This window comes from Phyllobacterium sp., from assembly GCF_037994425.1.
Classification (GTDB): Bacteria; Pseudomonadota; Alphaproteobacteria; order Rhizobiales; family Rhizobiaceae; genus Phyllobacterium.
Genome location: NZ_JBBNAM010000296.1, coordinates 1 through 20264, shown reverse-complemented (window position 1 = coordinate 20264; position 20264 = coordinate 1). Strand labels below are relative to the sequence as shown.

16 protein-coding genes and 4 pseudogenes are annotated in these 20264 nt (G+C 56.9%); 6 read left to right on the top strand and 14 right to left on the bottom strand.

Translation table 11 applies throughout. The features are described from left to right. Together AAAB35_RS20090 and AAAB35_RS20085 are read right to left on the bottom strand one after the other, a co-directional pair. A pseudogene (locus AAAB35_RS20090) lies at positions 1 to 1487 on the bottom strand (hypothetical protein); the annotation flags it as partial. 421 nt (positions 1488 to 1908) lie between these two features. Further along, on the bottom strand, positions 1909 to 3570 hold the full coding sequence (locus AAAB35_RS20085) for an arylsulfatase (protein ID WP_340670041.1): 1662 nt from the start codon (positions 3568 to 3570) through the stop codon (positions 1909 to 1911). Positions 3571 to 3712: 142 nt separating this feature from the next. Between AAAB35_RS20085 and AAAB35_RS20080 the strand changes: the two genes are divergently transcribed. Together AAAB35_RS20080 and AAAB35_RS20075 are read left to right on the top strand one after the other, a co-directional pair. Continuing rightward, complete coding sequence (locus tag AAAB35_RS20080) at positions 3713 to 3943, top strand: hypothetical protein (RefSeq protein ID WP_340670040.1); 231 nt, start codon at positions 3713 to 3715, stop codon at positions 3941 to 3943. A gap of 95 nt (positions 3944 to 4038) precedes the next feature. Continuing rightward, positions 4039 to 4201, top strand: a pseudogene (locus AAAB35_RS20075) (IS5/IS1182 family transposase); the annotation flags it as partial. A 39-nt stretch (positions 4202 to 4240) separates the two neighbouring features. Here the strand turns inward: AAAB35_RS20075 and AAAB35_RS20070 are convergent. From AAAB35_RS20070 to AAAB35_RS20030, 9 genes are all read right to left on the bottom strand, one after another. Continuing rightward, complete coding sequence (locus tag AAAB35_RS20070) at positions 4241 to 5209, bottom strand: quinone oxidoreductase (protein WP_340670039.1); 969 nt, start codon at positions 5207 to 5209, stop codon at positions 4241 to 4243. 51 nt (positions 5210 to 5260) lie between these two features. Next, positions 5261 to 5827: a TetR/AcrR family transcriptional regulator gene (locus AAAB35_RS20065; protein WP_340670038.1), complete on the bottom strand. Its 567-nt coding sequence runs from the start codon at positions 5825 to 5827 to the stop codon at positions 5261 to 5263. A 138-nt stretch (positions 5828 to 5965) separates the two neighbouring features. Continuing rightward, the gene (locus AAAB35_RS20060; RefSeq protein ID WP_340670037.1) at positions 5966 to 7069 is read right to left on the bottom strand and encodes an FAD-dependent monooxygenase; all 1104 of its coding nucleotides are present in this window, start codon (positions 7067 to 7069) and stop codon (positions 5966 to 5968) included. Between the two features lie 376 nt (positions 7070 to 7445). After that, the gene (locus AAAB35_RS20055) at positions 7446 to 8225 is read right to left on the bottom strand and encodes an alpha/beta hydrolase (protein ID WP_340670036.1); all 780 of its coding nucleotides are present in this window, start codon (positions 8223 to 8225) and stop codon (positions 7446 to 7448) included. A 64-nt stretch (positions 8226 to 8289) separates the two neighbouring features. Then, a complete protein-coding gene (locus AAAB35_RS20050; RefSeq protein WP_340670035.1) occupies positions 8290 to 9129 on the bottom strand; it encodes an oxidoreductase in 840 nt (279 codons plus the stop codon). A gap of 32 nt (positions 9130 to 9161) precedes the next feature. Then, positions 9162 to 9671: a cytochrome P460 family protein gene (locus AAAB35_RS20045; RefSeq protein WP_340670034.1), complete on the bottom strand. Its 510-nt coding sequence runs from the start codon at positions 9669 to 9671 to the stop codon at positions 9162 to 9164. Positions 9672 to 9682: 11 nt separating this feature from the next. After that, positions 9683 to 10744, bottom strand: a complete 1062-nt coding sequence (locus AAAB35_RS20040) for an alpha/beta hydrolase (protein WP_340670033.1) — start codon at positions 10742 to 10744, stop codon at positions 9683 to 9685. Positions 10745 to 10780: 36 nt separating this feature from the next. Then, complete coding sequence (locus AAAB35_RS20035) at positions 10781 to 11200, bottom strand: organic hydroperoxide resistance protein (protein WP_340670032.1); 420 nt, start codon at positions 11198 to 11200, stop codon at positions 10781 to 10783. A 25-nt stretch (positions 11201 to 11225) separates the two neighbouring features. Continuing rightward, on the bottom strand, positions 11226 to 12500 hold the full coding sequence (locus AAAB35_RS20030) for an epoxide hydrolase (RefSeq protein ID WP_340670031.1): 1275 nt from the start codon (positions 12498 to 12500) through the stop codon (positions 11226 to 11228). Positions 12501 to 12688: 188 nt separating this feature from the next. On the opposite strand from AAAB35_RS20030, the pseudogene AAAB35_RS20025 reads away from it, so the two are divergent. Continuing rightward, positions 12689 to 12991, top strand: a pseudogene (locus AAAB35_RS20025) (winged helix-turn-helix domain-containing protein); the annotation flags it as partial. 30 nt (positions 12992 to 13021) lie between these two features. Here the strand turns inward: AAAB35_RS20025 and AAAB35_RS20020 are convergent. Next, positions 13022 to 13771, bottom strand: coding sequence for a hypothetical protein (locus AAAB35_RS20020; protein WP_340670043.1), 750 nt, complete (start codon positions 13769 to 13771; stop codon positions 13022 to 13024). Positions 13772 to 13837: 66 nt separating this feature from the next. On the opposite strand from AAAB35_RS20020, the gene AAAB35_RS20015 reads away from it, so the two are divergent. After that, positions 13838 to 15547, top strand: coding sequence for a hypothetical protein (locus AAAB35_RS20015; RefSeq protein WP_340670042.1), 1710 nt, complete (start codon positions 13838 to 13840; stop codon positions 15545 to 15547). Positions 15548 to 15696: 149 nt separating this feature from the next. On the opposite strand, the gene AAAB35_RS20010 is transcribed toward AAAB35_RS20015, so the two are convergent. Continuing rightward, positions 15697 to 16023: a hypothetical protein gene (locus AAAB35_RS20010; protein WP_340670030.1), complete on the bottom strand. Its 327-nt coding sequence runs from the start codon at positions 16021 to 16023 to the stop codon at positions 15697 to 15699. 208 nt (positions 16024 to 16231) lie between these two features. Continuing rightward, positions 16232 to 16380: pseudogene (locus tag AAAB35_RS20005) on the bottom strand (IS481 family transposase); the annotation flags it as partial. Positions 16381 to 17835: 1455 nt separating this feature from the next. On the opposite strand from AAAB35_RS20005, the gene repA reads away from it, so the two are divergent. Together repA and repB are read left to right on the top strand one after the other, a co-directional pair. Further along, positions 17836 to 19113 carry a plasmid partitioning protein RepA gene (gene repA, locus AAAB35_RS20000; protein WP_340670029.1) on the top strand — a complete coding sequence of 426 codons (1278 nt, stop codon included), beginning with the start codon at positions 17836 to 17838 and terminating at the stop codon, positions 19111 to 19113. 10 nt (positions 19114 to 19123) lie between these two features. Then, complete coding sequence (gene repB, locus AAAB35_RS19995) at positions 19124 to 20185, top strand: plasmid partitioning protein RepB (protein WP_340670028.1); 1062 nt, start codon at positions 19124 to 19126, stop codon at positions 20183 to 20185. Positions 20186 to 20264: the final 79 nt, after the last annotated feature.

Genomic DNA, 20264 nt, shown 5'->3' with positions numbered 1-20264 from the left:
GGCGGCGGTGGCGGCGGCGGTGGCGGAGACACCGTGTTCCGCAGGAACCAGTCATCATCAGTGTCGGCTGAAGCGGTCACGCCACTACGGAACAAAAGGTATTCATAGGGACCGGCAGCAACAATTCCCCCCAATGCGAACGCGTCAGTGGTAGTGGTAGCACCACTGGTTGCGTCGACGACGAGAATGCCGTTGCCGGCCGTCAGGGCGCCGGGCCCGTCTACATTCGTGATCAGGATATTTGTGGCGCCACTGCCTTGGCCGCTCTCAATAATCAAGCGGTCGGACGGCGAACCATCGGTATCAAGGTAAGTATGCAGCAGGAGCTGACCACCCTGGCCGATATAATTGCCATGGATCGTGAACGTGTCGTGCAATGACGTTCCCGAACCCGGAATGTCATTGGTCATGTCGATGGCGCCGGCATTGTTTACCGTCACCAATTGCGACGCATTGTACGGCACGATGCCATAGCCATAAGAATTGCCAGCCCCGATTGAACTGGTCGAATCAATCGAAAGTGTCCCAGTTCCGGTAGCGGAGTCGCCCAGGGTCAGAACACCCGTCGTGTAGATGAAGTTCATCCGCGACTGGTTTATAAGGCTGATGTCCTCCCAGTTGACGAGATTAGAAGGATGGTCGCCGGCACCAGAACCGTCGTCATTTGTTGTACGTTCCCAGACGAGTCTGTCTGTTCCTGGGCCGCCGTCGACTATTTTTCCGGCGGTGAGGTTTGCCTGTGTCAGAAAGCCAAATTGTGCAAGATCGTTGCCGCTGCCCAACTGAACGGTTGCCGCTACGTTCCCCACAAGCCAGGTAAATTGGTCGTCACCCGCGCCCATGTCGACGGTGGTCTGAACAGTCCCTGCAATCAACCCGAGAATGTCGTTGCCATCACCCAAACTGATCGAACCGGCAAAAAAGCCGTTATTAAGGACCGTGTCGTTCGAAGTACCCGTACTGGTAACGCCGTTCTGAACGTCCCCGTCATTGAAATTTACGATGAGGTTGGTCCCTACACCACCGAGAAAGATGGTCCCATCAATCAGTCCATGATTATCAAGCCTGAAACTGTCATTGTCGGTGGCGCGAAGGCTATTGGTCAGCGTGCCGTAATTGGTCAACGTGCTCGTGCCCGGCCCGGTGATCGAGACGTCGGCGTTGAAGGCCGCAGTGGAATCAGCATTGACCGTAACCGACGCCCCGGTGGAGGTAAAACCGCCATTGATTTGTCCTGTGCATTCAAACGTTCCGGAGCCGGAAGGCGTCTCCACGCAATCGGCATAAGCCCGCACATTGGCCAAGCAAACAAGCGCGATCGAAGCCACTGATTGAAGAAGCAATTTACGTAAGATATCTCGGCTTGGTCGGACTTGCCTTAAAGCGCTCGCATCTGGCCAGTTAGCAGTAGGTGAGCCTGCATGATGAGGTTTCCTTCCAGCACCCCGTAAACAGACAAGCGCGCGTTCGTACGACTGGCGAATCATGATCACCTCACACCTTTGCTAACAGCAAGTTAGAGTAAAACGGTTCGCGGTTGTCAACGATGGGAAAGACATATCAATAAGTTATGAGCCTTGGTGTGTTGTTCGCGCAACATCATGCTTGTCGACGATTACCAACACAGTAATTCCCTATTGTGATTTTACTCAGTCTTGCCATTTTAGTCTGCCAGCGGGCGCATACCTCAAGAGAGACTTGCGCGTGGAAGACAAATAGATGAAGACAAACTTACAAAGCCTGAGCACCACACGCTTGTCGAGTAAATAAGCACGTGGGCGAGCAGCCTGGTTTTATGCCGGCATCGTGAACGAGGAACGCGCGATCATGGGTAGTCCAAGTTGGTTTTCCACGATGCCGAACAAAACAGCAGGGAGGCGCAGTGACCTCCCTGCAACATGGCAAGACCTACTGGGGTCTGAGAGCCTCCAAGTCGTTGAGCCGTTTAAGCGCGTCTTGCTGGCGAAGCAGCCCGTAGTTGATGCCGCTTGCATTGAGTGAGCTACCCTCCTGATAGGGGAACTGGTTGAAATCAGAGAAGAACTCTTTGATCTTCCCCTGGACCGGCACAAGCAGCCACATATTTCGGGCCAGGAATTCGAGCGCTCCACCGCCATCCTCCATGCCTCGCTCGTAGGGATCCATCCGCAGGTTCGCGATCAGAGCCCAGCTTGGTACTTCTCTGGTGGCGGTGGCGATGTTGCCGTGGCTCGCGATCGCAAAGCTCAGCTTCCAGTCGTTCCACCGTATGGCGTTGAGATTGCCACCCTGATCGAAATAGTACACTGCGTCGCGCGGGCCGGTTTGTGCGTCCCCCTTCAGCAGCGGCAAGAGATCATACCCGTCAAGGTGCACCTTGAAGTCCTTGGAACCAGATTTGAAACCGGTCTTCATCTGCTCCTTGAGATCGGGGATGCCGGCGGCGCTGGCAAACGTCGGCATCCAATCCATAAGCGTAACAATGTCGTTAACCTCCGTCCCAGGTTTAACGACCCCTGGCCAGCGGACCATCATGGGAATGCGGAAACCACCTTCCCACGTCGTGCCCTTTTCGCCATGGAACATGGTTTGGGCACCATCCGGCCAAAGCGCGAGTTCAGCGCCATTATCGGTCGTGTAGAGAACGATTGTATCCTCGGCGATTCCGAGCGCATCCAGTTGGTCGAGAAGCTGTCCGACGTGACCATCGTGTTCAACCATACCGTCAGCGTGGATGCCCTTGCCTGTTTTCCCCATTGAGTCGGCCTTCAAATGCGTGAAGACGTGCATGCGCGTCGCATTGAACCAGACGAAAAATGGTTTATCGGCCTTGTGCTGGCGGTCGATGAAATCCTTGGCCGCCGCGAGGAATTCCTCGTCGATCGTCTCCATGCGCTTGGTATTGAGCGCGCCTGTGTCTTCAATTTTACCATCCGCGCTTGACTTAATGACGCCGCGCGGGCCGAACTGTTTGCGAAATGCCGGATCCTTGGGGTAAAAATATCCTTCTGGCTCTTCCTCTGCATTGAGATGATAGAGGTTGCCGAAGAATTCATCGAAGCCATGGTTTGTCGGCAGATGCTGATCCTGATCGCCAAGATGGTTCTTTCCGAACTGGCCCGTGGCGTATCCCTTGCTCTTCATCACGTCGGCGATGGTCGGCATCCAGTCCTGGATCCCGTGCGGATCCCCGGGCATCCCGATGGTCAACAGCCCGGTGCGGAAGGGTTCCTGGCCCAGGATGAACGAGGCTCGCCCTGCCGTGCAGCTCTGCTGACCGTAGGAATCCGTGAAAATCGCCCCTTCTTTCGCGATACGGTCGATATTGGGCGTACGATATCCCATCAAACCCCTTGTATAGGCGCTGATTTGTGGAATTCCGATGTCGTCGCCGAAAATGACGAGGATATTTGGTTGTTTGCCCGATGCGGCTGATCCAGGTTGCGGAGCTTGTTGTGTCTGGGCCCTTGCGCGATCTTTAGCTGTGCTTGCGATCGCAGTGATGGCAAGCGAACTACCGGCAAGCAGGAGACTCCGGCGACTAACCGAAGTCTGAACTTCATCCGGCGTTCCAATTTCAATATCTTTCATCGGGTGAACCTCCTCAATGATGACAATGCATTGGAAGTCAGCGCGAACGTTGGCACACGTACAAGTTATGTTACGGTAAACTTGAGCGTAAAGTTTGGTTGGGATGGCGGTATCGCACCCGCGTTGAAAAGAAAGGCGACGAGTGAACGACAGCGATGAGAAAGAGGCCCACCGTAAGGCCGTGAATGCAAAAAAGATGCGTCGATGGCGCAAGAATAACCCGCCTTCAGCCGAAACTAGAGCAAAAGAAGCCGAGCGAGTTCGACAATGGAGGAAGGCCAACCCCGAGAAAAGACGAGCGCAGTACCGGGCTTGGTATGCAAAAGAACGACAACGTATCAATCAAAAGACGGACGAACTTCATGACGATTGAGAAGCCTCGCAAGCCAGCAGGACACAACGATCGATTGAACGACTGCTAGAAAGCGACCCTGGCTGCTGGGGCTGATCCTTGAGGACTGTAGCTTCATGATCGACTCGACCTGTGTCCGTGTTCACCAGCACGCGACCACGGGGAAAAAAGGCGATGGAGACGACGGCGGCATGACGTTCCCGCGGCGGGCTCACCAGCAAGATCCACGCACTCGTCGACGCGGAAGGCCGCCCCGTCACCCTCCGCCTGACAGGAGGTTAGGTTGCTGATTGCACAAAAGCGGTCGGCTTGTCTCTTTCACCGAACCAAAAGGAGCTTCCCGGTGGTGGCGCGGCTTTCCATGTCTGCATGGGCACGCCGAGCGTCGGCAAGCGGGTAGGTGCCTCCAATTGTTATCTTCAGTAATCCTTCTTCGATCCAGCCAAAAAGCTGACGTGTGCGGGCGCGAAAGAGTTCGGGGGTGTGGATGTGGTCAAAGAAGACTGCATAACCAATCTTGACGCTTTTCGGCAGGCTCATAATGTCGAGCGGCCCAGGGCCCCCGAGCACCGGTCCGTACCAGCACAAGGTGCCGCAACGCCGAAGAGCGTCAAGCGATCCCTTGAATGTCTTTGGGCCCGAGCCGTCATAGACGACGTTCACACCTTCGCCACCGGTAAGGTTAAGGACCTCTTCGGCAAACTGCCCTTCGGCATCGACAATGACATGTTCAGCGCCAGCCTGTTTGGCGATCGCCACCTTTTCCTTGGAGGAGACACGCCCGATCGCGCGGCCGCCTCTCAGCCGGATAATCTGCGTCAGTAAAAGCCCGAGGCCACCGGCAGCCGCGTGGACGAGGGCGATGTCACCCGGCTGCACAGGATAGAAATCGGTAGCGAAGTGACTGGCAGTCAGGCCCTGCATCATTATGGATGCGGCCGTCCAATCGTCGACGGCGTCGGGAATTTTAACAAGGGAATCCGCTAGAATGGAATGCCGCTCTGCATAGCTTCCCGGTGCGTAGACCCACGCTACCCGATCACCGACTGCAAGGTCACCGACGCCAGCGCCAACGGAAATAACGCGCCCGGCGCCTTCAACGCCGAGTACTTTCGGATTCGGCATTTCAGTCCAGGCCATGCCTTGGCGCACACCAATGTCCATGAAGTTTACACCTGCGGCGGCGACCTCCACGACCGCATGTCCCGGCGTCACAACAGGATCCGGACGATCGACGAAATCCAATACGTCGGTGCCGCCGACTTTTTTCATTACTACGGCTTTCATGTGCTCTCCGTTTCTTGACTGATTGTTCCAAAAAAGACCAAAATTTTTATCTTACTTGATCGCCCGAAGCGCGATCTGGCCGAGGGATTTCAGCTGCTTAGGACTTGCGCCGCTTCGGGCGGCAATGCGGATGCCCGCGATGTTAGCAAAGAGGAAATCCGCTAACGCCACAGAAGACAAAGTCGTGCACACGTCGCCTGCGGCTTGCGCCTCTTCTAGGCGTTTGCGCGCGGCTTCTTTAAGACGCCAGTCGCCGCTTTGATGAAGGTGCGTGAGTTCTGGCCGGCTTTGGCCGAATTCGCAAATCGAATTAATGCCAAGGCAGGCCTGCCCGGCCGTTTCCACCACGCGTTCCATCATCGCCCGGATACTCTCCAGCGCACGTGGTTCCTTACGCAGCATTGCGAGATGGGCCTTGGTTTCTTCGGTTGAGTAACGTTCGACCGCGAGGCAATAGAGCTTCCACTTGTCGCCGAAGGTGTCATAAAGACTCTGCCTCCCAATCTTCATCGCGGACACGAGCATCTCAGTCGACGTGCCCTCGAAGCCGTGCTCGCGAAACACGCCGATTGCAAGGTCCAGCGCCTGTGTCTTATCGAATTCCTTAGTCCGTGCCATGTGCGGTTAATAGTAATATTGGAACGATCTGTCAATAATACCCACTGACGTTTTGAAGGAGCAGCCAGAATGTGGTCGACGTCAAGGCCAATGGACTTACTGCAACGTGTTGTGAAACTGCACAATGGCCCGCTGTAACTAGTAGCCATCTACAAGAGGCGCGTAAGAGCGTTTGTACAGTGCGGTCCCAACATGACGCAGCAGGAAATTTCGAACGATATCAGGGGCCCCTCGCAGTCTGTCGCGCGCATGACACTGATGCTGGACCCATTCAACCCGCGCTTTCCTTCGCCGATAATATGCGTCAAGAGCACCGTCGATTGGGCTGACGGTCGCAAGGCTGCCAGCGAGCGCAATCGCGTCTTCGACTGCCACGGCCGCACCCTGGGCCATGCTCGGCGAGCTGGCATGTGCAGCATCTCCCACCAAAACAAGACGATCAGCAATGAAGCGGTCGGCAGGAACCTCCTCCAGTTTCGCGCGATGTATTACCACTTGGTCGGTCAGACTTGCAATTATTGGCCCGAGCGGATCACCGAAGTCCGCAAACAGCTTCTTGAGAACGGCGACTGAACCGTCGCCGAACTCACTGGCCGAGCAATCCGCGTATACGTAAAGATCAGAAGCGCTTAATGGTATCGCCAAGGCGGTGCGTTTTTTCCCCAGCATGGCAGTCCAAGAATCGAGTTTATCCAGATTTCCCACTACCATCCGCCAACAGCATAAACCCAAAGACCTCGGCGAAGTCGCGATAAAGGAACCCTCTCGCAGGAGCGAGCGAATACCATCGGCTCCGATTACCAGATCATACTCCGAGATTCTTCCGTCTTCGAATTGCACTGTCCGGACGTTGCCACGCACCTCCACACTCATCACCGACTTTCCATAGCTCACCTCGGTTTCGCGTAGCGACGCCAGTAGAACATCGAGGAGCGTACGGCGGGGAAGAGCGAGACAAGGACCACAGCTTTCCCAGAAAGGTTCGGTTGCAACAGCGTTGAGGACTTCTCCGCTTGAAGATAGGATACGTTGCGCCCGAATTGCAAAGGCATGCCTTTCAACTTGTTTCAGTACTCCGAGATCGGCTAACGCACGGCTTGCGTTTCCAAGGAGGAATATTCCCTGGCCCGATGTCGGAGGCGCGGCGGAGCGTTCGACAACATCCGCCCTGAGGCCGTTCAATTCTAACGCCTTGGCGGCCGCCAGTCCGGCAATCCCGGCCCCAACGATTAGTATTCTCATGATGCGGTCCCGTATCTATTTCAGCCGGAGCGAACTCAAGTCGCAGCGCTGCCGGTTAAGAACTGATCATCTCACGCAGGCTTCAACGTATGCGCCACGGTTTCAATAATAGCGGCCTTGTTGCAAAGGAGTGGGAAATACCATTGACGTCTTCACACACCCAAGAGCATGGCCGTTGATCATCTGCGCTGCGGAGTTACTTTTGTTAGGATTGCGCCAAGTTCTGGCGTCCATCCTGGCGGCATGTCGGAATGGAAGTTGGATTAGGGGAAAGCACAAATTTCAATCCGAGCGTTGCTTTTCACACAGCACCACCTTCATCGAGTTCTCAGGCCCATTTCCTTAAAATGAGCTTTGCGCTTGTAGGACTTGCCAGTCATTTTTGCGCCGCTGCACTCTCTATCAGCCGGGCAACCGGTTCAGGGTGCGAGACCATCACCACATGCGAGGCACCTTTGACCACGACAGTCTGACGCGCGTGCGCGCGCTCGGCCATGAATGCGAGGGCCGGCGGTGGAATATTCTTGTCCTTGTCACCGTAGACGAACCACGACGAAATATGTTTCCAGGCTGGATCGCCTGCCGCCTCGTTCAGGGCAGATTCAGTAACTGGGCGCTGTGTTACCGCCATCAGCCTGGCATCGGCCCCAAGGACGTCGGCCGCGAACTGATCGTGGAATTTGTGCTGCTGAATATAGAGATCGGTGCCACCGCCGGAAAGCTTGACGGGCGGCGCGAGCGTCGGGCCTAAGGTGCTCCCGGGAAACTTGCCTGACAGTCCGACGGCGGTTTCGCCCGCTTCCGGGGCAAACGCGCTGACATAGACCAGAGCTTTCACGTTGTCACGGCCGTTTGCAGCTGAGCTGACGACGCTGCCACCATAGGAATGGCCGACCAGAACGACAGGTGATTTTATAGAGGATACGATGTTGCCGATGTACTGCGCATCGCTCGCGACACCGCGCAGAGGATTGGCGGCTGCCACGATCGGATAGCCATCTTTCTGAAGGATTTTGATGACCCGGTTCCAGCTCGACGCATCGGCGAATGCTCCATGCACAAGGACGATAGTGGGTTTGTCAGTCTGCTGTGCATGGGCCTGTAAACCGCTCGACAGGATGCCCGCCATCACGATTGCTGCCAATAATTTGTTCATCCGGATTTTCCTTTCTGAGATTTCCTGAGCCGTTTGCGTTTGCGGGGGTCAGATTGCCGATAATTCAGCCTCCACTTTGCGGATAGTCGGTGGATAAGCTTAGGATCCGCCAGCGTTCGATCTCTTCCAGTTTCGCACGATCAGCCTGCTCGATGGCAGCCACGGCATCGCTTCCAAGCGGCAGCCGCAACGGTGGTTTATCCATTGCCGCGACCTCAAGTATGACTTGAGCGGCGCGCGCGGGATCGCCCGGCTGGCGTCCGTTTAATTGACGCTGCATACGCGCAGCACGGCCGACGACCGCGTCGTATTCGGGTCGCCCTTCGCTCAGCTCGGTCGAAGCTCCGGCAAAATCGGTGCGGAAACCTCCGGGTTCAATAATCGTAACCTTGACGCCGATGAGTGCCATCTCCCGGGCGAGCACTTCGGAGAAGCCTTCAACACCCCATTTGGCTGCGGAGTAAGGGGATCGGCCGGGGGCACCAATCCGGCCACCCACCGAGGAGAATTGGATGATATGGCCGCCCCGCTGTTGTCGCATTAAAGGAATGGCAGCCTTAGTAACGACAATGGTTCCGAACAGGTTTGTTTCGATCTGCCTGCGAAAGTCATCAAGCTCGGTATCTTCGACAGAATTGATGTTGCCGTAGCCGGCGTTATTCACAAGAACATCGATCCCGCCGAAGTTATCGCTGGCTACGCGAATGGCCTCGGCCGCGGCGACTGGGTCTGTTACATCGAGCGCGACAGTTCGAACGGCATTTCCATAGCGCTCCTCAAGGTCAGCCAGCAGTGCGGGTTCACGCGCGCTGGCGACGACGCGATGACCCGCGTGTAGCACGGCTTCTGCCAGGGCCCGGCCTATACCGCGCGAACTGCCGGTTATGAACCACCGTTGCGACATCGATCCTTCTCCTCAAACAAAGCTTCGCCTGACTAAGGTGCCAACCGCGTAAAGACGAAGTCGTGATCTTTAACGCGGGCCTCATGGCAGGCGAAGCACGTTTCATGCTGGGCTTCATCGGCAGGTTTGCCGTTGACGAACCGCCCAAATCCCCAGCCTCCTGTGGCCCCGTACTTACTGGCGTCCTTGACCATGACCTGGACAGTCGTCGCAGCGCCGGGAATGGAGGCGGATTCAAATTCGGGTGATTGAACCTGCTTCCAGGCAAGTTTCGTCAGGATGGTCCCGTCGGGGAAGGGAAGTTTGCCCTCTCGGTACGCGTTCACCGCAACCGCGTTTCCGAGGACTGCCCGAAGCTCATTGAGAGGTTCGCCTTCCTGAGCGGGAGCAATCAGCTCCCATTGCCGATAGCCTTCTGGGATAGTGACGCCGTAAATTGGCGATTCGGCCCGTGCGTTCCAATTGCTTTGTGCCGCCGACGCCAACGCGACAATTCCTGATCCCATCGCAATGGCAAAAAACGCGAGATGACTGGCTCTCATTGGAGGACTCCTCAATACCCGTCGACGTCGACGATAGCTTCGGCGAAAGCCTGAGGCGCTTCTTGAGGCAGATTGTGGCCTATTCCGCCCTTTATTACGCGGTGTTCATACTTGCCGGAAAACTTCTTCGAATAGGCGCTGGCGTCGGGGTGCGGAGCCCCGTTGGCGTCACCTTCAAGGGTTATAGTGGGCACCGTGATGCTTGGGCCCTCGGCCAGACGCTTTTCAAGATCGTCGTACTTGGCCTCTCCTTCAGCAAGGCCAAGCCGCCAGCGATAATTGTGAATCACGATGGCGACATGATCCGGATTGTCAAAGGCCGAACCACTGCGGTCAAAGAGAGAATCGTCGAATTTCCACTGCGGAGAGGCGAGCCGCCAGATGAGCTTGGCAAAATCGTGGGTGTATTTCTCGTAACCCACCCTGCCGCGCTCAGTGGCAAAGTAGAACTGATACCACCATGCGAGCTCGGCTTCGGGGGACAGTGGCATCTTGTTGGCTTCCTGGCTTCCAATGAGATATCCGCTGACGGAGACCATTGCTCTGCAGCGCTCCGGCCAAAGCGCAGCCACGATGTTGGCCGTCCGTGCACCCCAATCATAGCCGCCGATCACTGCCTCTTTAACCGCGAGAGCATCCATCAGCGCAATGACATCGGCCGCGATTACCGCTTGCTGGCCGTTCCGGACCGATTCGGCCGATAGAAAGTGTGTCGTACCATGACCCCGCAAGTAGGGGATGATCACCCGGTACCCGGCCGATGCCAGGATCGGGGCGACATCGACGTAGCTGTGGATATCGTATGGCCAGCCGTGCAGAAGAATGACCGGAGTTCCGTCGGCGGGACCGTCCTCGGCGTACCCTACGTTCAAATCGCCGGCCTCGATCTGCTTTAGCGAGCGGAAAGATGTGTGCGTCGTGGGCCCGGACGTCGGCAGCTTTGGTGTAATCTCGGTCTGGGCGTTTGCAGTCCCGTTCATGGCGAGTTCGGCTACGGCAAAAGCTGCGGCCGCTGTTCCAAAAAAGCGGCGGCGATGATGATTGATTTCTTCAGGTTTTGTGTTGTCATCCATAGTTGGAGCTCCTTCGAAACGGTTGGTAGCCGGCCGTCAGACCAGATTGACGGCGACATCGATGTTGCCGCGCGTCGCTTTGGAATACGGACATGTCTGATGTGCGGCCTCCAGCAAAACGCGGGCGACTTCGGCTTCTATGCCGGGCAGGGCGATAGAGAGGCGAGCGCGCAGGAAATACGCGCCATCGGCGATATTCAAATCCACTTCGGCGTCGATCGCCATGTCTGCCGGAACTGCGATCTTCATCCGTTTCGCTTCAATCTGGATTGCCGCCTCGAAGCACGCCGACCAGCCGGCGGCAAACAGCTGCTCGGGATTGGTACCGCTGCCTGGACCGCCGGGCACCGAAAGCCTGATATCCAGCCGGCCATCAGAACTGCGCGACCTGCCATTTTCTCGTGCACCCGTAGTACGCACCCTGGCAGTATAGAGCACCGTCTCATGCTGGTTCATTTTAGCTCCTTGAAGGCCTGGACTATCAACGCAGAGACCGGAATGCGTTCCGCACCTCGCTAGTGAAGAGCTGTGGTTGCTCCCACGCGGCGAAGTGACCTCCGTCTTCGGCCTCATTGAAATAAATCAAGTTGTGATAACAACGCTCTGCCCAAGTCCGCGGCGCACAGTAAATCTCACCGGGGAAAACGCTCACCGCCACGGGCATCTTTGCAACCTCGACGGCATTGAAATTGTTGGAATGATCTTCCCAATAGATTTGCGCGGCCGAGGCCCCGCTGCCCGTCAGCCAATAAAGCGAGATGTCATCGAGCATTTCGTCGCGAGTTAGGACCTTCTCCGGGTGGCCGTCGCTGTATGTCCAGGTCGCGAATTTCTCGTAAATCCACGCGGCGAGGCCGACGGGCGAATCGACGAGTGAATAGCCGATTGTCTGCGGCCGCGTTACCATCATGGCCGCATAGCCGGAGCTGTCCTTGTAGAAGGTATCAAGCGCCTTGAACGCCGCTTTTTCCATTTCGGTCAGATGATCCGGAGCCGGTCCGCCTGCAGTAAGGATGGACGCAATCTCTTTTGGCACGGTCCCCGGCATATTGACGTGAATACCAATCAGGCCCGGTACATTCTGCAGCGCCATGCGGTGCGAGATGACGGAGCCGCAGTCTCCGCCTTGTGATACGTAACGGTCATATCCCAGTCGTTGCATAAGGGTGGCCCATGCCCGTCCGATATGATCTGAGCCCCAACCTGTCACAGTCGGTTTTCCGGAGAAGCCGAAGCCAGGGATCGAGGGCACGACGAGATGAAACGCGTCGTCGGCGCTGCCGCCGTATGCGGTGGGATCGGTGAGAGGTCCGATGACCTTCATGAACTCCAGGATCGATCCGGGCCAGCCGTGCGTCATGATCATCGGCAGGGCGTGTTCATGGGGAGAGCGGACGTGAATGAAGTGAATGTCGAGGCCATCGATTTCCGTCACGAACATGGGAAGGGCATTAAGCTTCACCTCGACCTTCCGCCAGTCGTAATCCGTTGCCCAGTAGCTCAGCAGCTCCTGGAGTTCGACCAGTTGGACGCCTTGGGATTGGTCAGCGACTGTCTCTCGACCGGGCAGGCGCGCCATCGCCAGACGCTGACGAAGATCGGCAAGCGCCTGGTCAGAAACGTCCACTCGGAAGGGACGGATAGCATCGCTTTCGACCGATGCGCGCGCGCTCCCAGGAAGCATGCTTAAGGCGCCGACGGCTGCTGAGCCGATTAAAAAATGACGCCGGGTCGGCAATAGCGATGTCACAGGCATGACGATACTCCTCGAAAAGCAACTTTGTCAGAACATTTAGGTTGAGGCAGCGGGCGACGCTCGTTATGCGCTGTTAGGTTCTGTTAGCTGCTGCGAGTGGCAGCATTCCCGGACCACGCCAAATTCCGACGCTCTGGCGCGGACTGAGGTTAATCGACGAGCGACGAGGATCGGCTGCGAGGAATAAAATGAGATTGGATACGGCCAGGAATGGGCACGTCCTCATATTTGGTCCTTTTGCTTTGTCCACGGAAAAGCGTCTGCTTACCAAAGAGGGCGTTCCCGTCGAGCTTGGCGCGCGTGCTCTTGATATCCTGATCGCTTTGACTTCGCAGCCCAACCAAGTCATCAACAAAAGGGACCTGTTGGCCCGCGCATGGCCTGATGTCACCGTGGAGGAGACCAGCCTCCGGTTTCATATTGCTAACCTGCGCAACGCACTGGGCGATGGAAAGGGGGGCGTCCGATACATCGCAACCTTGACAGGACGCGGCTACTGTTTCGTCGCGCCTGTTTCGCGTTCAAGCGACCAGAACGTGGTACAGGGTGAAAGTTCCGCTGATCTCGCTCATGCCAACCTGCCAGGCCGATTGAACCGAATGGTAGGACGAGACGATGAGCTGAATGATGTTGGAGCTGAACTGCTCGCAACGCGTTTTGTCACAATAGTAGGCCCCGGCGGCGTCGGCAAAACCACCGTTGCGGTAGCTTTGGCACACCAGCTCGCCGGAGCTTTCGCGGATTCGGTCCACTTCATCGATCTTGGCGCGCTTCGCGATCCGAACCTGGTGGCGATCAACACAGCCTCGTTGATCGGGATATCGGTTGATTCTGATGACGCTCTTCCCGGTTTGATTGCTTATCTCGCAGGCAAGCGAGCTCTCCTCATTTTTGATACCTGCGAACATGTCATAGACGCAGCAGCGGAATTGGCCTCCCGCATCTACACGGCTGCGCCGCAGGTCCACATTTTGGCAACCAGTCGCGAAGCTTTGAGAGTGGAAGGAGAGCATGTTCACAAATTGATGACCCTTGCCTGTCCACCGGATGATGCGCAGCTTACCCCGGGGGGCGCCGAAACGTTCGCTGCGATCCAGTTGTTCGTGGAACGGGCCAATTCCACCGGCGCGGCCCTCGATCTTCGTGACGCAGAGGCAGCGATGGTCGCGAGCATCTGTCGAAAGCTCGATGGAATGCCGCTGGCTATTGAATTGGCGGCAGCACGGGTGGGCGGCCTTGGTCTCGAAAGAACGGCCGCGCTTCTCGACCATCGTCTGACATTATCCTGGCCGGGGCAGCGGACCGCCCCTCAACGCCAGCAGACATTGCAGGCCACGATGGATTGGAGCTACCAGCTTCTCTCCCCTATGGAACGCACTGTGTTTCACCGCCTCGCCGTGTTCGTGGGGCACTTTACCATCGAGGCCGCGTTGGCGGTCGTGACAAGTCCGACAGTCGATTCCACGCTCGTCTTCGGCATTATCGACAGCCTTGTTGCCAAGTCGATGGTCGCGACCATCCCGGTTGGAGCTGCCATGCGCTATCGGCTCCTCGACACGACGCGTGCGTATGCAGTCACAGCGACCTCTGATGAGACAGAACGGTCCGACCTGGCGGCACGCCACGCGACCTATTACCTCGGGTGGCTGGAAGAAACCGGGGCCGAGTGGCCGACCTTGGCGAGCGCCGCACAGCGGGCGCTGCACCTGGCAGGTCTCGCCAATGTGCGGGCAGCTCTGGAGTCGTGCTTTAGCGGCGGCGACATCGAAATCGGTGTACGACTTGCGGTGGCGGCCGCCCCGGTTTTTCTGTCAATGTCCTTGTTGACTGAATGTCATCGCTGGTCGGAGCGGGCGCTTCTGGCCTTCGATCGTGGTGTCGGCCACGAACGAGACAAGATGCACCTTCATGCGGCGTTGGGGGTATCCCTGATGTTCACCCGCGGAGGAAAGGACGCGGCGCGCGTTGCCCTGAAACGCAGCTTCGCAATCGCCGAAGAGTGTGGCGCGCCGCTTGATCAGCTCCAGGTGCTGGGTCCGCTCCAAATGTTCCACCTGCGCACTGGAGAATTTAAAGCCGCATTGAACTATGCGAAACGCTGCTCGACCGTGGCCGGAGCACTTCAAGACACGGTGTCCGGGACCTTGGCTCATTCCCTGATGGGGATCTCGCTTCACCTTGGCGGACAGCTTGATGCGGCACGCGCAGAGCTGGAGGCCGCATTGCAGCCAGGACCGCGCTTTTCGCGCACCACAATCTATCTCGGTTTTGATTGCAGAATCCTCGCAGGTGCTATCGTTGCAAGGAACCTGTGGCTGCAAGGCTTTGCCGACCAGGCCGCGGAGCGGGTCCGCCTCACCATTGAGGAAGCCGTGAATAAAGACCATCCGCTGACGCTCTCCATCGCTTTAGTTTGGGCTGCCTCGCTGATGTTGTGGACGGGTAACCTTGAGGGAGCAGACCAATACACCGATTGGCTCTTATCTCGTGCTGAACCTCACTCCCTCGGACCATACTTGGCGGTTGCTCGCGGATTCAAAGGCGAACTGGCAATTCGCCATGGCCACGCAACATCAGGTGTCGAAAGCCTCAAGGCGGCGTTGGAGGAACTGCACGCAGCGCCGTATGAACTTCTCACTACCCCCCTCAATATTGCCCTTGTTCAAGGGCTGGCCGCCACGAACCGATTTGCCGAAGCGGTTTCGCTGATCCAAACGACGATCGAACTGGTCGAGTCGCGAGGAGATCTTTGCTACATGCCTGAGTTGTTGCGCGTAAAGGGAAATCTTTTTCTTACACGCCCGCAGTCCAGTGCTGAAGAAGCGGAACTCTGTTTCCGGTCCTCCCTTGAACTCAGCCAACGCCAAAACGCGTTTGCATGGGAACTACGCGCCACAACTGAACTAGCTCGGCTGTTCGCTGGCCGTGGTGAAACGGATCGCGCGCACGCCTTGCTGGGGCCGTTATGCAGCCAGCTGGTTGAAGGCCTTGGCACCGTTGACGTTCGAGCGGCCATCGATCTCTTAGCTACGCTGCGATCTACGTAATCCAATGTTCGTCTGTGCGGGCCAAAATACCGTACTCGCACGGGCGACCACCTGCTATTCAAGGTGGATGCGGCCTGAATCCTACCGCACGGGGAATCTGTCAATCCGGATATTGCCCCGTTCCGGGCGAGATTGATTTGTCCGGGATATCATGGGCTCATCTCTATGTTAATACGTACGCAAATTTCGGTCTTCCGCAGGGCATAGTCGACGGGATTGCCCACTTTTAGCTTCATGATGTCGTCGATCTCGCGCTGTCGGCCATTCCAGCCGACGATCCAATTTCCTTCAAAATTCGCGTCAGCGGCAAATGCCTTTCGTGCGCGTTCCTTGTATGCCGCAACCAGTCCGGGGTCGATTTGGCAGATATCGGCGGCGATCCGCGCCGTACCGCCCGCCATCTGCGCTGCGGTCACCGTCAGCTGCCGCAGCTGATCCTCCGACTGCGCATGCGCCGTAGCCACAACGAGAGACATAACCGCAACCGCTGCTGCGAACGAAATCGTTCCAAATCTTAGGCCCTTCTCAGTGTGACGCACCACACTCTGGTGTTGAACTGAAGCAGAATTCGGGGGCTCGCAGCGCAGCATGGGTAATCCGTTCCCGCAGGTTGCAACAGACTGCAGGTAGACTTGGGGATTTCAGTCTGTCAATCAGGCGGTGAATTTGTTGTCGCGCCTTTGCATCAAGTGGCAGAAGCATGTGCCTTCGGAAGGCGACGATCACAGCTTCTTCCTCAACAGATAGAACTGTCGAACGTGGCTCCTTCGGTCCGGTGGGCAGATCGGCAACGGATGTGCGTTCCGCCACTTCGCCACCGTCTTCTGATTCATGCCATTGCGCTTCGACAGCGATCTCTAGCTCTCTCCATGCGTGTGAAAAGATTGCACCATCAAAATCTGGGATCAAGCATCTAGAGCATTCTCGCTGCTGATTGAATTGTAATGGGTTATCCCGTTTGTGACGAAAGTCGAATATGATCCGCCAGGATCTAACCCCGCCCGTCCTGATAGGCGATGCGCCAAGGTTATTGCAGTCAACCCGTCTGTTCCAGCAAACACTCTTCCTAAGCTGATTGACGACGCTAAGGCAATCCGGGGGTCGTTTCATCGGCACGGCGGGGAATGGGACCGTCGGACATCTGAGCGGTGAGTGGTTGCGAAAGCGCGCCAAAATTAGCCTCTTCACTGACCTTGATGATCATTGAAGAGCGATTCCGCGAAGCTGCTGGCGGACCGAATTTTGAACTAGCGCGCACATCGCGTAACAAAAGCAATAACCCCCAGTCGGGGAGCCTAGCTGCTTGAGAGGGCGATACTTCCCGCATTTTTCGTTGTCATGAAAAGCTTCGCCTTGTTCCTGAAACCACGCGTATGGCTAATTTATATTGATGGTATCAACATAAATCACAGTCTCTGGTTATTTCGGGCATTAGATGGTCTATCGCCTTGGCATCCCCGGGGGGCGAAGTTGCTTCTTGAGTGCGGCGATGCGAAAGATGGCGTTGGCGGCGCCATACCCATGATACCCTCGACAAAGCGATTGTTCCGATATCGGCGATCAATTCTAACATCTGGTTCCATAACGCAGACAGAGCATCGGATATGTTGAAGACGTGTTCGGGGACAGTTCAGCCAGTGATCCTTCTGAGTTGCTTACATCGCTTGATATGATCTTGCAAAGAAAGTGTCCATGCAAGCAAGCGATGGTACGTCGGTGCCCGGCATGGTCGGCGGATTAAGGTTGGTCGACCACGATTCACAGTTTTTTTTCGCTGTTCGATCGGATAGGAACCAACGCTACCCCTGATCACAGTCAACCGTCAGCCAAGCCCCTTAGTTTAGAAATCAATGGGACGCAAACTTAGTGGTTTGCGCACGAAGCTTGTGAGCCTGATGCTTGAACACTTTCGACGGAAAATGGCCGAAAATCAGGGGAGTCCGCAGTTGGAATACGGCTTCAGTGCCTAAGCCATCATTAATGGGCAATTGGGACGCATAATGGTGGCTGGAACATAAACACCTACTGATGGCTGCCTTTCCGCCTGCAAATTGGTCAAATTCCGATAAATCTAAGGTATTGACGCGACTCGGATCTTTCCCCAGTTTGGTTACGGTTTTAAGGGGTATCCAGTAGGATTAGCGTTAGCGGAATGTTGCGGTGTTAGTGCCGCAATCCAGCGTTAAATCGTCGTTCGGCGTTACCCCTTTGGTTTTTTTATCGAATCGGCGCATGGTCTGCCTGCATCGATGAGATTTGGCTTAGAAGATGCAGGACGACACGTGACAATGATGAATGCGGTACAAACAAGAGAACATGATAGCGCGCAACCGCCGGGTGCTGGATCCCAGTCTGCTCCCTTATCGGCGGATCGTGCAATCGCTGCCGACGCGGAAATGCTGTCGGCGCAATTGCAGGCGATGCGCAATCGCCTGTTTCCGCCAACTGCACAGAAAGCCCTGCGCAAATTCACCAGCGGGGAGGCCGCGAGGCTGATCGGCGTCTCCGACGGCTATCTACGCCAGCTTTCGATTGCCGGCGAGGGACCGCAACCCGAAACCGGAAGCGGTGGTCGCAGGCTCTATTCCCTTGCCGAAATCAACGCATTGCGCCGTCACCTGGCCGAAGCCGGTGGAACCAAGGCGAAAACCTACCTGCCACACCGCGATCCAAAGGCAGGCGAGCATATGCAGGTCATCGCCGTGACGAACTTCAAGGGTGGTTCGGGCAAGACGACGACCAGCGCCCATCTCGCACAATATCTCGCGATGACAGGTTTCCGCGTCCTTGCGGTCGATCTCGACCCACAGGCGTCGATGTCGGCGCTGTTTGGCTATCAGCCCGAGCTCGATCTCACGGGCAACGACACGCTTTACGGGGCAATCCGCTACGATGGCGAGCGCCGGCTTTTGCGCGATATCATCTGCAAGACCTATTTCGACGGTCTCGATCTGGTGCCGGGCAACCTCGAACTCCAGGAATTCGAGCATACCACCCCGCAGATGCTGGCCGATCGCCAACATGGAACCCAGCAGAGCGTTGAGCAGAAATTGTTTTTTGCGCGTGTTCAGGCGGCTTTGGATACGGTCGCCGACGACTACGATGTCGTTGTCATCGATTGCCCCCCGCAATTGGGATTCCTGACGCTTTCGGCGCTTTGTGCTGCAACGTCGGTGCTGGTCACGGTGCATCCGCAAATGCTGGACGTTGCATCGATGAGCCAGTTCCTATTCATGACGGCCGATCTCCTCGCCGTCGTCCGCGAGGCCGGCGGAGAACTGAACTTTGATTTCATGCGCTATCTGATAACGCGCTTTGAGCCTAACGACGCGCCGCAACAGCAGATTGCCGGGTTCCTTCGATCGCTGTTCGGCGACCGGGTCCTGACGTCCTCCGTGGTCAAGTCGACCGCCTTTTCGGATGCGGGCCTTACGAAACAGACACTTTATGAGGTCTCCCGTGACAGCTTTACCCGCGCCACCTATGACCGCGCGTTTGAATCACTGACATCCGTCAATGCCGAGATACAGGGCCTGATCTGCAGGGCCTGGAACAGGCCAGGGTGAGGAGGCGGTGATGGACAAGAACCGCAGAGATCAGCTGAAGGCGTTGTTTGGAACGGTTGAAACCCTACCGCAACCCGAACCCGCGCCGGCAGAGAGCCTCGCACCGCCACAGTCCGCTGGCAGCGTTGAACCATTGAAGCCGCCGCGCGCCGCCTCCGGCGCCGTGAAGGCGATGGGGCTGTCGCTCGGGGGGCTCTCGCGCGAACTGGAGGATGCTCGCCGGATCAAGGAGAGCTTTGAAGGCAGCGAGCGTATTGTCGAGCTTGATCCCACCCTCGTTGAAAGCTCCTTCATCGAGGACCGTCTCAGCAATGATTCCCCGCTCGACGAGAGTTTCGCGGAGCTCGTTGAAAGCATCCGGACGAACGGTCAACAGGTTCCCATTCTTGTTCGGCCGCATCCAGACAAGCACGGGCATTTCCAGACGGCCTATGGGCATAGGCGCCTGCGCGCTGCAGGGCAGATCGGAAAGCCGGTGCAGGCGATCGTTCGCGACCTTACCGACGTGCAGCTCGTCCTTGCACAGGGTAAGGAGAACACCGAGCGTCGGGACCTTTCGTTCATCGAGCGCGCCTTCTTTGCCAGCAATCTGGTTGAGCGTGGGTTCGAGCGAGCCCTGGTGCAGGACGCGCTCTCGATCGACAAGGCCGAAATGACGCGGTTTCTGCAAGTGGCGGCCGCCATTCCCGCCCCGCTTGTTCGCGCCGTAGGCCCTGCACCCAAGATCGGGCGCCCGCGCTGGGTACGATTTGCTGAATTGTTGCGACGGGATGAGGCGCGAAAGGCAGCACTTCTGGAGATCGGGACGCCGACTTTCAGGGCTGCGGACAGCAATGCGCGCTTCAATCGCTTGTTCGAGGCCCTGCTGGAGCTCGAGCAAGTCGTTGCAACGCCCGCCGCGGCGAAGCGCGCAAAGACAGGCGGCACATCGAGCGCCGTCGCGCGCCTTCATGTGGACAATGGCAGACAGGTCCTGACGTTTGGCGAGCATGCACCCGACGGTTTTGCCGAGTTCGTGGCCGCCGAGCTTGAGGAGCTCTTGAGCCGATTCAACAATCAGAAGCGGGGCTGATACCCGCCATCAAGTTCTATGCGTAAGCGTTAAACCGAGAGAAACAAAAGAAGGAACAACGGCAAGAAAAAAGGCCCCC